Annotated in this window: 15 protein-coding genes and 2 tRNA genes; 7 read left to right on the forward strand and 10 right to left on the reverse strand. The window is 36.5% G+C overall.

All coding sequences use genetic code 11. The features are described 5' to 3' along the window. Positions 1–185 precede the first annotated feature (185 nt). The 4 genes from menB to DVJ99_RS06990 are packed head-to-tail and all read right to left on the reverse strand — an operon-like array spanning position 186 to position 4,814. Entirely contained in the window at positions 186–1,004 is an 819-nt protein-coding gene (menB, locus tag DVJ99_RS06975) for a 1,4-dihydroxy-2-naphthoyl-CoA synthase (protein WP_105993744.1), read from the reverse strand. After that, positions 997–1,806, reverse strand: a complete 810-nt coding sequence (gene menH, locus DVJ99_RS06980) for a 2-succinyl-6-hydroxy-2,4-cyclohexadiene-1-carboxylate synthase (protein ID WP_114603685.1) — start codon at positions 1,804–1,806, stop codon at positions 997–999. Before menH ends, menB begins: the two co-directional genes overlap by 8 nt. Beyond that, positions 1,793–3,469, reverse strand: coding sequence for a 2-succinyl-5-enolpyruvyl-6-hydroxy-3-cyclohexene-1-carboxylic-acid synthase (gene menD / locus DVJ99_RS06985; RefSeq protein ID WP_114603686.1), 1,677 nt, complete (start codon positions 3,467–3,469; stop codon positions 1,793–1,795). Before menD ends, menH begins: the two co-directional genes overlap by 14 nt. Beyond that, positions 3,462–4,814: an isochorismate synthase gene (locus tag DVJ99_RS06990; RefSeq protein WP_114603687.1), complete on the reverse strand. Its 1,353-nt coding sequence runs from the start codon at positions 4,812–4,814 to the stop codon at positions 3,462–3,464. Before DVJ99_RS06990 ends, menD begins: the two co-directional genes overlap by 8 nt. 241 nt (positions 4,815–5,055) lie before the next feature. On the opposite strand from DVJ99_RS06990, the gene DVJ99_RS06995 reads away from it, so the two are divergent. Then, positions 5,056–5,994, forward strand: coding sequence for a 1,4-dihydroxy-2-naphthoate polyprenyltransferase (locus DVJ99_RS06995; protein ID WP_105993740.1), 939 nt, complete (start codon positions 5,056–5,058; stop codon positions 5,992–5,994). A 42-nt stretch (positions 5,995–6,036) separates the two neighbouring features. On the opposite strand, the gene DVJ99_RS07000 is transcribed toward DVJ99_RS06995, so the two are convergent. Next, positions 6,037–6,609 carry a GNAT family N-acetyltransferase gene (locus tag DVJ99_RS07000; RefSeq protein WP_114603688.1) on the reverse strand — a complete coding sequence of 191 codons (573 nt, stop codon included), beginning with the start codon at positions 6,607–6,609 and terminating at the stop codon, positions 6,037–6,039. A gap of 156 nt (positions 6,610–6,765) precedes the next feature. Here DVJ99_RS07000 and DVJ99_RS07005 point away from each other — a divergent pair, with 156 nt between their 5' ends. Together DVJ99_RS07005 and DVJ99_RS07010 are read left to right on the forward strand one after the other, a co-directional pair. Then, positions 6,766–6,972 carry a TM2 domain-containing protein gene (locus DVJ99_RS07005; RefSeq protein WP_114603689.1) on the forward strand — a complete coding sequence of 69 codons (207 nt, stop codon included), beginning with the start codon at positions 6,766–6,768 and terminating at the stop codon, positions 6,970–6,972. 22 nt (positions 6,973–6,994) lie between these two features. Beyond that, entirely contained in the window at positions 6,995–7,201 is a 207-nt protein-coding gene (locus DVJ99_RS07010) for a hypothetical protein (RefSeq protein WP_105993737.1), read from the forward strand. Between the two features lie 95 nt (positions 7,202–7,296). Here the strand turns inward: DVJ99_RS07010 and DVJ99_RS07015 are convergent, their stop codons facing one another. Both DVJ99_RS07015 and DVJ99_RS07020 read right to left on the reverse strand, forming a co-directional pair. Then, positions 7,297–7,899 carry a CPBP family glutamic-type intramembrane protease gene (locus DVJ99_RS07015; protein ID WP_114603690.1) on the reverse strand — a complete coding sequence of 201 codons (603 nt, stop codon included), beginning with the start codon at positions 7,897–7,899 and terminating at the stop codon, positions 7,297–7,299. A gap of 6 nt (positions 7,900–7,905) precedes the next feature. Continuing rightward, positions 7,906–8,091 carry a YkvS family protein gene (locus DVJ99_RS07020; RefSeq protein WP_095106140.1) on the reverse strand — a complete coding sequence of 62 codons (186 nt, stop codon included), beginning with the start codon at positions 8,089–8,091 and terminating at the stop codon, positions 7,906–7,908. Positions 8,092–8,290: 199 nt separating this feature from the next. On the opposite strand from DVJ99_RS07020, the gene lplA reads away from it, so the two are divergent. Continuing rightward, the gene (gene lplA, locus DVJ99_RS07025; protein ID WP_114603691.1) at positions 8,291–9,277 is read left to right on the forward strand and encodes a lipoate--protein ligase; all 987 of its coding nucleotides are present in this window, start codon (positions 8,291–8,293) and stop codon (positions 9,275–9,277) included. An 88-nt stretch (positions 9,278–9,365) separates the two neighbouring features. On the opposite strand, the gene DVJ99_RS07030 is transcribed toward lplA, so the two are convergent. After that, on the reverse strand, positions 9,366–9,584 hold the full coding sequence (locus DVJ99_RS07030; RefSeq protein ID WP_105993904.1) for an IDEAL domain-containing protein: 219 nt from the start codon (positions 9,582–9,584) through the stop codon (positions 9,366–9,368). Positions 9,585–9,795: 211 nt separating this feature from the next. On the opposite strand from DVJ99_RS07030, the gene DVJ99_RS07035 reads away from it, so the two are divergent. The 3 genes from DVJ99_RS07035 to DVJ99_RS07045 all read left to right on the forward strand — a co-directional run bounded on the left by DVJ99_RS07035 (position 9,796) and on the right by DVJ99_RS07045 (position 10,691). Further along, the gene (locus DVJ99_RS07035) at positions 9,796–10,368 is read left to right on the forward strand and encodes a competence protein ComK (protein WP_114603692.1); all 573 of its coding nucleotides are present in this window, start codon (positions 9,796–9,798) and stop codon (positions 10,366–10,368) included. A gap of 154 nt (positions 10,369–10,522) precedes the next feature. After that, positions 10,523–10,597, forward strand: a tRNA-Asn gene (locus tag DVJ99_RS07040). 5 nt (positions 10,598–10,602) lie between these two features. Then, a tRNA-Ser gene (locus DVJ99_RS07045) sits at positions 10,603–10,691 on the forward strand. 557 nt (positions 10,692–11,248) lie between these two features. Here DVJ99_RS07045 and DVJ99_RS07050 read toward each other — a convergent pair. After that, positions 11,249–12,325, reverse strand: a complete 1,077-nt coding sequence (locus tag DVJ99_RS07050) for an FRG domain-containing protein (RefSeq protein WP_162912150.1) — start codon at positions 12,323–12,325, stop codon at positions 11,249–11,251. Positions 12,326–12,539: 214 nt separating this feature from the next. Next, on the reverse strand, positions 12,540–12,740 hold the full coding sequence (locus DVJ99_RS07055; protein ID WP_114603694.1) for a hypothetical protein: 201 nt from the start codon (positions 12,738–12,740) through the stop codon (positions 12,540–12,542). Positions 12,741–13,073 lie beyond the last annotated feature (333 nt).

Genomic DNA, 13,073 nt, shown 5'->3' on the forward strand with positions numbered 1-13,073 from the left:
AAATTAAGAATTTTGATTATGTTTTTAAAGTATTATCCTGTTATTAATTTCGCAGAGATACATTAGAGGTGCTTCATTGTTTCTCTTATAATCTATGGCAATTTTTATACAGAAAAACCCTGTTTAAAGAACAACGTTTGTCCTTTAAACAGGGTTGATTATTTGATTGATATACCCCTAGGATATTAAGGGAATTTAGGGAATTGATCGAAGTCTGGTTTACGTTTTTCTTTAAACGCGTCACGGCCTTCTTTCGCTTCATCAGTTGTGTAGTAAAGCAATGTAGCGTCTCCTGCCATTTGCTGCAAGCCGGCAAGCCCGTCTGTGTCTGCGTTCATTGCTGCTTTTAAGAAACGTAAAGCTGTTGGAGAATGCTGCATCATTTCTTTACACCATTGTACAGTTTCATCTTCAACTTGGTCTAATGGTACAACTGTGTTTGCCATACCCATTTCTAATGCTTGCTGTGCATCGTATTGACGGCATAAGTACCAGATTTCACGTGCTTTTTTATGTCCGACAATTCTAGCTAAATAGCCTGAACCATAACCTGCGTCGAATGAACCTACTTTAGGTCCAGTTTGACCGAAGATTGCGTTGTCTGCTGCGATTGTCAAGTCGCATACGACTTGAAGAACGTTACCGCCGCCGATCGCATAACCGCGTACCATCGCAATAACAGGTTTAGGAATCACACGGATTAAGCGTTGTAAATCTAGTACGTTCAAACGAGGAATTTGGTCATCTCCGACATAGCCGCCGTGACCGCGTACTTTTTGGTCGCCGCCTGAACAGAATGCTTTGTCGCCTTCGCCTGTTAAAATGATAGTTGAAATACGTTGATCGTCACGTGCACGTGAAAAAGCGTCAATCATTTCTTGTACAGTCTTAGGTGTAAACGCATTGCGTACTTCCGGACGATTAATCGTCACTTTCGCTATACCTTCAAAAAATTCATATTTAATCTCATCATATTCTTTAAGTGTTTCCCACTGTCTAGCCATTTTGCTCCTCCTTATTTAAAAAACCTAATACTATTATATCAAATTGCTGCGTGTCTTCCACGTGAACCGTATGGCCCGCTTCTTCCACCACATGCAACTCGCTTCCTTCAATTGCTGCTTTCATCTTATGTGCAATCTCTACGAATTTCTCATCGCGTTCACCGACAATAAAACAAACAGGCAGCATAAGATTAGAAAGTTCGGGCCATAAATTCGGCATCTGACCCGTACCATAATCACGCAAAGCTTTCGCTAAGCCTTTTGGGTCTTGCGCTAAACGCATCTCGCGATGACGCTTACGTTCTTCTTTTGTCATCTTGTCTGCTTGCGACGCGAACAACGGAAGTTTCTCCCAGTCATTGACGAATACTTCAAGTCCTGCAATTTCCAGCACTTTGGCACGCGCCTCATCCACTTGTTTGCGAGATGCTCTGTCTTCTTCATCCGCAATTCCCGGTGACGTACTTTCCAGTATCAAACCTTCAAGCGTTTGATGCCCGTGCAATGCATAATACAAAGCAGCACGTCCGCCCATAGAATAACCATGCAGATAAATTTGATACTCATCAAATTGTGCCAGCACTTCATCCAACGCATCACGTATAAAGTCAAAATTCCATGTCTGAGCTGCATCGCTTTGGTCTTGGCCGTGTCCCGGCAATTCAATCGTTAAGACCGCTACGTTATCAGTTAATGCTTCGATGTGCTGGTCAAACGTTGAAGCATCGCTGATGAATCCATGCAGCATCACTAATAAACGCTGAGACGTTGTTTTACTTTCATAAAAGTTATAATTCAACATTCGCAATATCACTCAATTTCTGATATAAGATTTGGTGCTGTTTACGATTATCTTCGCGATCTGTACGGATTTCATAAACATATGATTCTAATTGTGATAAAGACGTATATTTAAAGTCTTCCACTGTATCCAGCAATTCATAACCGAAATCATACAACATCGCTGCGTGTTTAAATTCTAAATGCGTCGGTGTACCGAATAAGCGTTCAAAATACTTTGCGGCTGATTGTTTTTGCGGCAAGTAAGAGAAGATGCCGCCGCCGTCATTATTCAAAAGTACAATATTGATATGAATATCATTGAGTTTTGCCATCAATAGTCCGTTCATATCATGATAGAATGCTAAATCTCCGATTAATAATGTGACTTTTTTATGCACGGCCATACCGATAGCAGTAGAGACCACACCATCAATTCCATTCGCACCGCGATTGGCATAAATTTCAGCTTGGCAATCGACAAACAGATTATCTACATCTCTGATCGGCATAGAGTTGCTGACAAATAAAGTATCTTCTTTTGTCATCTTATCTAATAAAATACCGACATTCGCTGCTTCATCTGTCGCATGGTCAATATAACTTTTCACCTCTGCAATAGCTTGGCTGTTCATATTCTGCCAGCGTGTCATCCATTGTTTGCGGTAAGCAGTCGGTACATCTCCAAGTGTTCTGAAGAAATCATTAGGTGTCATTTCAAAGGTAATATCTGCCGGTGTCGGAAAGGCATCAGGCTGTGCACTGTTTTGTACAGCAATTTGATAAGCATCCGTTGCTTTAAGCCATTGATTCAGCTTTTTAGAAAGTACCGGCTTACCGACACGAATCACAAAATCAACTTCTTTAGGATCGAGACCTGCTCTGAATAATAAATCATAAGTTGAAATAATATTCGGATGGCCGGATTGGCGCAAGCCGCTTAACGGACCTGCAAGTATAGGCAAATCATGCACAGTCGCAAACGGTAAGAGTTCTCTGACATCTTGATGCTGCATATCTCCTACTACAACAAGACCGCGTTTTTTCTTCAATAACGGCTTGATTGATTCAATTGTTGTCGTCTTTTGATATCTCGGAATGACTTTTTCATCCATGGTCAGCCATTCTGTCATTTCAAAATCCGGTGTCAACGGTTCTCTGAAAGGCAGATTGAAATGTACAGGGCCGCGTTTAGGTCCTGCAAAATATTGACTGGCAATCTGCATTTGATAGTCGATAACATCTAATGCACCATCTGAATCATCAGCCAGCGGCATATCGAATTGATGTCTGACATAGTTTTGGAACATATTCACTTGATTCAATGTCTGCGGTGCACCGATACCGCGCAATTCATGCGGTCTATCGCTTGTGAACACCACTAAAGGCAAGTTGCTGATGTCGCTTTCTGCTACTGCTGAAGTATAGTTAGTTGCTGCAGTACCAGAAGTACATAATATCCCGACAGGACGATTGCTGCCTTTAATCAAACCCAGCGCAAAGAAAGATGCGCTGCGTTCATCTGGATGAATCCATGTCTTGATACCCGGATGTGCTTCAAAAGCTAATGCTAAAGGGGTTGAGCGTGACCCTGGGCTGATCACAACTTCCCTGATGCCGTATGCATAGACTTCTGAGGCAAGTGTAAAGACTTGTTTGGTTAATTTAGTTTGATGATTATCCATGATTTTCGACTCCTAAAGCATTCATCATCGGGGTGAATTTAAGTGTCGTTTCATCTAATTCACTCTGCGGATCTGATTGCTTAATAATCCCGCAACCTGCATATAAAGTTGCTTGGTCTTGCTTAATCAGCATTGAACGGATTGCGACGATAAATTCGCAATTATCTTCCATATCAATATACCCTACTGGTGCACCATACAGACCTCTTGTTCCGAATTCTTTTTGTTCGATAAAGTCCATTGCTTTATCTTTAGGATAACCGCCTAAAGCAGGTGTCGGATGCAAACGATCCAGCAACCCGATATAAGTCTTATCTTCAAGGTCGGCTGAAATCTCAGTATATAAATGGTAGAGATGGTCATTTTTTAAGATTTTCGGATGTGTATTATAATCTACTTTATTCACATAAGGTGCGATGTCGTCTAAGATACTTTGCACTACAAAATGATGCTCTTGTAAATTTTTACTGTCTTGCAAGAACGCATCAACATGTTTTTTATCTTGTTCTTCATCAGATGTACGGCGGATGGTACCCGCTACTGCTTTTGTTGACAGTACTTGGTTTTCAACTTCCATCAGTTGTTCAGGTGTTTGAGAGAAGAACACTGATCCTTCTGATTGCATGACGAAAATATAGCTGTTGGATTCGTTCTTCATCGCATTTTCTAAAATATAGGCAATATCGATTTTCTTATCAAAACGAATCAAGCGTCTGCGTGCTAATACAATCTTTTCTTCGTCATTCATAGAATCAATCGCTTCTTGTACCAGCTCAAGCCACTCTTCTTTATAAATATCTTCGCTGCGTGAAATATTGCCGTTTGGTTGAGTCGGTTGTACTTTAGTATGTGCAACTTTGTCGACAATGTCATGCAGCACTTCAATATCGAATTCTTCTCTTAATACGGTATACGTAATATATGTGGCTGATTCATCCAATGTAATCAGTATTTTCGGCAGCACAAAATGATTTAACCCGAATTGCCGCCATTCATCATCTGATTTGTGACTGGAGAATTGGAAGCCTCCGCATACTTTCAAGTGATGGTTTTCTGAATCTGGATGGATGAGTGCAATATCATTTTTATAATTTTCCCATTCACGGAAAATGGTTTGTTTATTTTCATAATCATTTTTCAGTTTTAAAAGTGCGTCGAACCCGAAAAAGGCTGTTTCGCCAGAGTTTTCTCTGAAATAGAAGCGGTCATCGGCCTTATCTTCTGTTATTTGAAACAGCATAATCGGATTGGTCGGTTGGTCAATTTTGACCTCCACTGAAACCCATTTTGTTTGGCTTTCATATATTGCGTCGAGAATTTGATCATCCTTGACACTTACAGTCATCTATCTCACTTCTTTCATCATTCTACTTATTCACATTATCTCATTGTATCATTTTTTAACTTCAACTGTACTTTGATTTGCACATTTAATAATTATTATTTCTACAAAATTTGACCTTTCTCTTTTCATTGCTTAAAATAAATTTATTAATCAGAATGCAGATATTTTAATATAGAATCTTTGTGTCTTTAAAATCCGCAGTCTGAAATTTGATATTTATTCAGTTTAAGAAGGAGAAACAATGTCAAAACAATATCAGGAATATTCTACTGTCCGAAAGTATTGGCTTTTGATGCGTCCGCATACTCTAACAGCCGCTGTAGTTCCTGTACTCGTAGGAACTGCAACTGCAAAATTATTTTTATTAGGTAGTGAAGACCATCTTAAATTAAGTTTATTCATCGCAATGCTGCTGGCATGTTTATTAATCCAAGCAGCCACTAATATGTTCAATGAATACTACGATTATAAAAAGGGATTAGACGACCATACCTCTGTCGGTATCGGCGGTGCAATTGTACGCAATGGTATGAGCCCTAAACTCGTCATGAACCTTGCGATTGCCTTTTACATCATCGCAGCAATCATCGGCTTGTTTATCGCCTCTCAATCTTCTTATTGGTTAATCCCAATCGGAATCTTGTGTATGGCTGTCGGCTATTTATATACTGGCGGACCTTTCCCGATTTCATGGACACCGTTCGGCGAATTATTCTCAGGTGTATTCATGGGTCTGTTTATTATCTTGATCGCATTCTTTATTCAAACAGATAATTTACAAGGTTATGCAGTTTGGATCAGTGTTCCGATTATCATTACAATCGGATTAATCAATATGGCTAACAATATTAGAGACCGTGTTAAAGATAAAGCCAGCGGCCGTAAAACGCTGCCGATTTTACTTGGCAAGTCTAACGCTATCCGCTTCATGGCACTCATGTATATCGTTGCTTATGTTTGGGTCATCTACACAGTATTCTTTGTCCCAGGCGGTTCAATCTTTTACTTATTAGTACTGTTGTCATTCCCATTCCCAGTTAAAGCAATCCGTCGTTTCAAACGCAACGACACACCTGCTGAAATGATGCCGGCAATGGTCGCAACAGGCAAAACAAATACAGTCTTCGGACTTTTATATGCACTCGGTATTTATATCAGTGCACTGTTAGGCGGTATTTAATCGCTGACTTTTCGGAATGGAACATCGTGTTCCATTCCTTTTTTATTTGCTTGCTTCTGATGCATGTTGAATGACCATATGATAATAATCATGACCGTATAAATCTATCTTGCCCTCGCGTTTGAATCCTAAGCGTTCATATAAACGCAGTGCTCCTGTATTTACTAAATCACAGCTTAGACTGATTTTGCGATACTTCGGATCCTCAATGACTGCTTTCATTAACTGCGTCGCAATGCCTTTTCCTCTATACTCTTCAAAAACTGCGACTGTTTCAATATAGAGTTCGTCGTCTTCTGCTTCTTGCAGCGGCAGTGGTGTCCCAATGGCTTTTGCCTCTTTCGGCAAATCCAGTTTCAACCAATTTTGTTCTAATGTCATTTCATCTTTTCCGTAATAAGTTACAATACATCCCATGACTGTGCCCTCTTCTTCATAGACGCGTACATTTTTGTAAAAAGTTCTATACGGAATTTCTGCAATACATTGTTCTAACCAGCTGATCACTTGCGCTTTATCAAAACGTTGAACAATCGGCAATTCCATATCTTGCCAAATAATGTAACTCAATTCTGCTATAGCATGTTTATCTTCAGGTTTCGCTGCTCTAATCATAAAATTCTCCTTTAAATAGTTCTCTATATACTCTATTTTAACAATAAATTCGGTTGCCTGTTTATTATTTATCTTCACAAAGGGTTAAATTGGAAAATACGTGGTAAATCATCCATAATGAAGATATATCAAATTTGGTTTAAAGGAGAATAAGACATGAGAGTCAATAAGATTTTATATATCGTGCTCGCATTGTTCCTAGGCAACTTTGGCGTGCATAAGTTTTATTCCGGACAAAACGGCCAAGCGATTTTACACTTAGCATTCTTTTGGACTGGTATCCCGCACGTTATTGCGATTATCAGTGCCATTAAAACATTGCTGTTCAGACCTGCAGATAAACACGGCAACATCAAATTTTAACGAAGCATGGAGTTGAAGTGATATGAATAAAGCAACAATTCTTTCGTACTTGCACGAAAATCCAAGCAAGTATTTAATCCTTTATATGGATAATGATAATGAAATCTCAGTAGAAGCTGTCGAAGAAGACTCAAATGCAGGTGTCTTGCACGTCACAGAACCTTCTGAGTACGTTGTAGATATCACCAAAATTTCATATTTTGAATTATTGCAGCGTTCTACGTATTAAGGATAAAGAAAGTATAATTAAAGAAAAATAAAGAACCTGGATGCTTGATTGTTATTAAAACAGTCAAACCATCCAGGTTCTTTTTGTATAACCCTTTACGGGTGAAAAATCAGTAATAATACTACCGCTACGATTTGTGCAATCGTTGTGGTAATAATTCGACGCGTATAAAAATAGCTGATGGATAATATCGCCTGTACTATAAATATAAAGATACAGAGCCAGATTTGATCAAAATAGAAAAAGAGCGAACTCGAAGCCAAGGCAGTAATCACAATCGCTGCCCAAACCGGCAATTTAAGGTTTAGTAATTGCTTTTGCAATACTGTTCTCATATAAAGTTCATGACATGGAATGACAAATAACAATGTCACTAGAATCTGCCATTTAAAATAAACACCAGAACGTGATAAATCTTTAATTAAGGACTTATAAGTAATATCTGCAGACATCAGCGACATAATTAATTGCACAATAATCAACGCAAGCGCTGTTAAGATACCTATACCTATAGACGTCAACAACCGCTTGGATTCTAAATCACGTTGATAAAAGACATAACTGATACCCGCAAACAACATAATACCTGTATAAAGATACCAGTATTCTTGGCGTTCTCCCCACATAATGATTAAGATTATATGGAATACTATAAAGCTTATTACAAACCACAATAATGCTTTTGTATTAGTTTTCATTCGTTTTTAACCTTCTTGATCAACTATCTTATAGCGTTTATGATTAATTACCGTTTTTTCAGGTAAATCTAATTCTTCAAAGTTTTTCATAATCGTTAAGTCAACAATAACTGAGTTATCGTTAATCTTTTCGACACGGCCTCTTAAACCGTCATAAAATTCTACAATATCTCCTACTTCTGCAACAGTCATTACAGGTCCTCCTTGAATTATACTATTCTATATTGTACTAAAATTCGCCCCTCAAATAAACAAATATCCTGTAAACACGTTATAATTGAATATGAAGTCCGACTAAGTTGCGAAAGGCAAAGTGTATAGTTGGCATTTTATCCTAAAATGCGTCATAAATAAAGTAACAAGCAAAGTATGTACAAAGGAGAGAATAAGCATGAAGTTTGTTAGTAATAAAGGCATTACAGACCCCAGTTTAAATTTAGCAATGGAAGAATATATATTAAAACATCTTCCGCAAGATAACGATTACTTCTTATTTTATATTAACCGCCCTTCTATCATTATCGGTAAAAACCAAAATACGATTGAAGAAGTCGATCAACATTATGTAGATGAACATAATATCGATGTCATTCGCCGTATTTCTGGCGGCGGTGCAGTATATCACGACTTCGGCAACTTAAACTTCAGTTTCATCACAGATGATGACGGCAATAGTTTCCATAACTTCAAGAAATTTACAGAGCCGATAGTGCAAGCATTGCGCAGTATTGGTGTAAACGCTGAAATGACAGGACGCAACGATATTCAAATCGGACCGGCAAAAATTTCAGGAAATGCGATGGTGAAAGTCAAAGAGCGTATGTTCAGCCACGGTACATTGATGCTCGACAGCGACTTAGATGAGGTCACAAACGCATTGCGTGTCAACCCTGCTAAAATCAAATCTAAAGGAATCAAATCTGTACGCAAACGTGTCGCAAACATTTCAGAGTTCCTAGATGAACCTATGGGCATTGAGGAATTCAAAGAAATTATTTTAAAACACATCTTCGGAGAACATGAGGTAGAAGAATACCCATTAACAGATGAAGATTGGAAGAATATAGAAGCACTAAGCAATGAAAAATATCGCACATGGGATTGGAACTATGGTAAAAACCCTAAATACAACTTTGAACGTGAAGAAAAATTCGAGAAAGGCTTCGTTCAAGTTAAGTTAGATGTCAAACGCGGTCGTATCGAACATGCGAAAATCTTCGGAGACTTCTTTGGGGTCGGCGATGTAGCTGATTTAGAACACGCTTTAATCGGCAGCTTGCATAATTTCGAAAGTATCGAAGCAGCACTATCTGAATATGATATCTACCATTACTTCGGAGATATTCCTAGAGAAGAACTCATTCGACTCATGTCATAAAAATAAAATAATGCATACAAAAAAGGTCTATTCATTACTTGTTAGAAAATGAATAGACCTTTATTTTAAACAGGAACCTGACGACGAGTTAGCCAATTAAAACATCCTCCAATTGATTGTATTCTTCAGTGTAGCGATTGAATGCTTCTTCATCCTTTTCAACTAATGCTTGATCAATCAGCACCGCCAACTTTTCTTTACGTACATTACGCAATGCTTGGTCGATTACCAATTCTACCCCTAAATCATTTACATTGGCTACGAATGCTTGAAGCGTCCCATTTTTTACATTGATATTGTGATTCATTATAATCACTGCCTTTCTCTTTTTAATTTAACTATGAGTATACATGTCATTTTATCTAAAATCAATGAATATTCTGACTTTTTAAAAAATAAAATGTGTAATATTAATACAAAAGTTTCTATTGACTTCTCAAGGTGCTAGTATACAATAATTACATGATTAGATTTTTAACTTAAACTAATCTCTACCAATTAAATAGGAGGAAACGTTCATGGACGAACACTGTATCTTTAAAAGCGACGATATGGCTATGGTTCCGATTCGCACAGACCAGTATGGTGACCTGCATACACAAATTCTCACCTACAAAAAAGAACCGAGGATTGCAGCGCATACACCGCAAAAAACTTTAGAAGCTTCCTGCCGCTTCTACGGATCAACTTTCCAAAACCTTCGTTCCGACACCGCTCGGCTTTCTAAAATTAATAGTAAACCCCCTATTTTACTATCACCTGTTATTTCAATCTTTTTATTCTCTACACATTCAGAGCGCTCTGAAGACAATATCTGGATTAACATTGAATTCATCCAAGATGTCAAAGCATTAAAAAACAACGCAACCAAAATCACCTTCTCAGATGGTCAATCTCTTATCACTACAGCCACTGTACGTACTATTTGGCATCAGTATAAAAATGCGGCCTATTACGAACACATTATCCGCAAACATGTTAAGAAGATTAAATGGAACACAGATAATCCCATTGACTACTCCAAACCTGCCTTAGATGTCTATGAAACACTATGTACCTATCTCGTAATTAATAACACACCAAAGGTCTAGGGTATTTTTAAACGATTTAAACACTTTGTTAAAATGCGGGATGTTTATATTGATTGAGTGTAAATGTTCCGCAACTTTTTCGTTATTTTCTCTTGAATTATTTTAACAGGTTGTTATAATAGTATTTGTGCTCGAAGAAATCTAATTATATTATTCCACAGTAGCTCAGTGGTAGAGCTATCGGCTGTTAACCGATCGGTCGTAGGTTCGAGTCCTACCTGTGGAGCCATTTTTGGAAACGTACTCAAGTTGGCCGAAGAGGCGCCCCTGCTAAGGGTGTAGGTCGCGAAAGCGGCGCGAGGGTTCGAATCCCTCCGTTTCCGTTAACATTTAACAGATACTTAAAAGAAACGCTGTATATACAGTGTTTCTTTTTTTATGCCTTAACATTCATTAATAATTTTAATGTCCGATACCATTTGACCTTTCCTTTTACAATTTATATCCGAACCGAAAACAGGAAGATTTTTCATTCTTATCATGAAAAATCTTCCTGTTTTAATTTTAAATAGAAGTTACCAACTCGTAAAGCTGGCAGTTTCTTGATTGTAAATACCAAAATGCAATTCCAATTTCGTTTTAGACTTTCCCCTTGCCCTAAGGGGCATTCTAGCGTGACTTTTGAAACACTTCCACTTTATGTTCTTCCTGATTCTCTTCTGTATATTTAGTTATTCCTTAGGATTGATACATTTTTGCATTATTATATAGTCTTTACAATCATAGTTAGATATTTTTTAAGTTCTCTTACAAACCCATATTTATCCATTCTATATCTACATCCATTGAAGTAAAGAACTTTATTGTCAGTGCAAATATAATAGTCATTTGTTTTAACTATTAATTTAGAAATGAAATTTAGCTTCAGCTTCAATACATTTTATTTTTCATCATAAGTCTCTAGTAAAGCTTTTGATACGTGTTCAATATCAGGATATATAAACCCTTCTGTAATTCCAATCATTTTAAGTTGTTTTTTTAGTTCCCTCTTTTCTTTGCCCTTTATTTTTATTCTTAACTGCTTCTTATCCTTATCTTTCAAAGAAAAATGTTGGATAGATTTGTCTATTTGTTTGTGTACTTCATCTTTTAACGTTTTATTTGTCTTATTATTTTTATTTCGAATATTTTTTTTGACCTTTTTAATATTGACATACTTAGGAAACATAAACGCCCCTTGTTGTTGTCTAATACGATCTGTTGTTTTAGATGGTAATACTAAATGTGCAATATTTAAGTCTTTATATATTTTAAACGGATAATTCAATCTTTCTCTTACTCTTGCTCTTTGATTTAAAATTTCCATAAACTTCACAATATTTGTTTTGTGTATTTTACGTTTTTGGTCACTTATGTTATAACATTCTTCATTCTTTTGAATAAGAGAGTCAAGCTCATCAGTTGTTGTTTCTAAACAATTTTTGAAATTTTTTTCAAACCATTTACATGCACGTAGGAAATTATCTATTAATTGTTGATTTACTAAATTTAATCCACTTTTTATAGCAACAGTATGACCTGTGTCAAATTTTTCATCTTCTTTTTTTACTGAATACATATAGACATATCCATCATCCTCATCAGATCCTTCTAGTGAAAAATAAAGTGCCACTATTGGATTGCTAGTAACATCCAACATTCTTGTCACAGCACCATAATGTTGCAACTCCGAAATTAACCTTACTAATGATGTATTTTCTCCATAATCATCTCTCCCTAATTCATTTAATAATGTTCTATAGTAATATTCACTACCATGTTCTGCTAATTTAGGTTGACGATACAATGTAGGGATTCGGCGGTTATAGTTTGAACTTTCTCCTCTAAAATATAAGTGTTCTCCTTGTGAATGACTATCTTTTGTTTTCTCTTTAAGAATCCTAATAAATTCGGTTAGTTCACTTATCTCTGTTTCAGTATAAATAACTTTTTCTTTGTTTTGATTATTATTCTCCACTTTTATGCCCCTCATTTAGTTTTATAATACTTAGAATACTGTTCAAATCTCTTTCTTATTTTGGTATTTACATCTTACACTACCGTATATTTCGAAACTAATTTCATTAAATCATGTATCCAAATCTCATCAGCCCTTCAACTTACAAAAAATAAGTTTGATTATACCATCTTTCAGACATAAAATAATCCTTTTAACACTCAACTTAATCTGATTAGTTTTTCTTCTCTAATGAATTTTGATAATGATAAAGTTTTGCTACAGTCTGGAACTTCGATTTCATGATATCACTCTTGCCGTTTTTCAAATCTCTCACTGTTTGATCCGGAACATTAGAACCTTTTGCGATTTTAGATACCGGATGATTTTCAAATAATTTCTCAATCTCCTGTACAATCACTTCCACTTCATTCATACATTCCCACACTCCTTTCAACGAAAAGTGTTTCATTTTCTATTCTATTTACCAATGCACATACTTTATAAACAATTGTTTTCAACACTTTAGTTACAAGTTACTGAACTTTGAAAGAATAGTTATGGTATAGATTACTATCTAAGTGAACTAAGTTTATTCAGACTTATTTATCTGACTACTATCATTACACTGTATACTATATAATAAATATAGGTTCTAATATTATATTTAGAGATGTTGTACAAGAAAAGTGTAGTACGTTTTAACAGTGTTTGATTTCTGTTAATATTCAGAATCTTTTGTTGCTTTGAACTATATTTCATGCTATGA

The sequence above is a fragment of the Staphylococcus sp. EZ-P03 genome, assembly GCF_003344575.1.
GTDB lineage: Bacteria > Bacillota > Bacilli > Staphylococcales > Staphylococcaceae > Staphylococcus > Staphylococcus simulans_B.

Coding starts and splice junctions, on each gene's coding strand:
- DVJ99_RS07055 (WP_114603694.1), bottom strand. CDS start 12,740: ATGAATGAAGTGGAAGTGATTGTACAGGAGATTGAGAAATTATTTGAA.
- DVJ99_RS07005 (WP_114603689.1), top strand. CDS start 6,766: ATGAGAGTCAATAAGATTTTATATATCGTGCTCGCATTGTTCCTAGGC.
- menD (WP_114603686.1), bottom strand. CDS start 3,469: ATGGATAATCATCAAACTAAATTAACCAAACAAGTCTTTACACTTGCC.
- menB (WP_105993744.1), bottom strand. CDS start 1,004: ATGGCTAGACAGTGGGAAACACTTAAAGAATATGATGAGATTAAATAT.
- DVJ99_RS07015 (WP_114603690.1), bottom strand. CDS start 7,899: ATGAAAACTAATACAAAAGCATTATTGTGGTTTGTAATAAGCTTTATA.
- DVJ99_RS06990 (WP_114603687.1), bottom strand. CDS start 4,814: ATGACTGTAAGTGTCAAGGATGATCAAATTCTCGACGCAATATATGAA.
- DVJ99_RS07010 (WP_105993737.1), top strand. CDS start 6,995: ATGAATAAAGCAACAATTCTTTCGTACTTGCACGAAAATCCAAGCAAG.
- DVJ99_RS07020 (WP_095106140.1), bottom strand. CDS start 8,091: ATGACTGTTGCAGAAGTAGGAGATATTGTAGAATTTTATGACGGTTTA.
- menH (WP_114603685.1), bottom strand. CDS start 1,806: ATGTTGAATTATAACTTTTATGAAAGTAAAACAACGTCTCAGCGTTTA.
- DVJ99_RS06995 (WP_105993740.1), top strand. CDS start 5,056: ATGTCAAAACAATATCAGGAATATTCTACTGTCCGAAAGTATTGGCTT.
- DVJ99_RS07030 (WP_105993904.1), bottom strand. CDS start 9,584: ATGAATCACAATATCAATGTAAAAAATGGGACGCTTCAAGCATTCGTA.
- DVJ99_RS07000 (WP_114603688.1), bottom strand. CDS start 6,609: ATGATTAGAGCAGCGAAACCTGAAGATAAACATGCTATAGCAGAATTG.
- DVJ99_RS07035 (WP_114603692.1), top strand. CDS start 9,796: ATGGACGAACACTGTATCTTTAAAAGCGACGATATGGCTATGGTTCCG.
- lplA (WP_114603691.1), top strand. CDS start 8,291: ATGAAGTTTGTTAGTAATAAAGGCATTACAGACCCCAGTTTAAATTTA.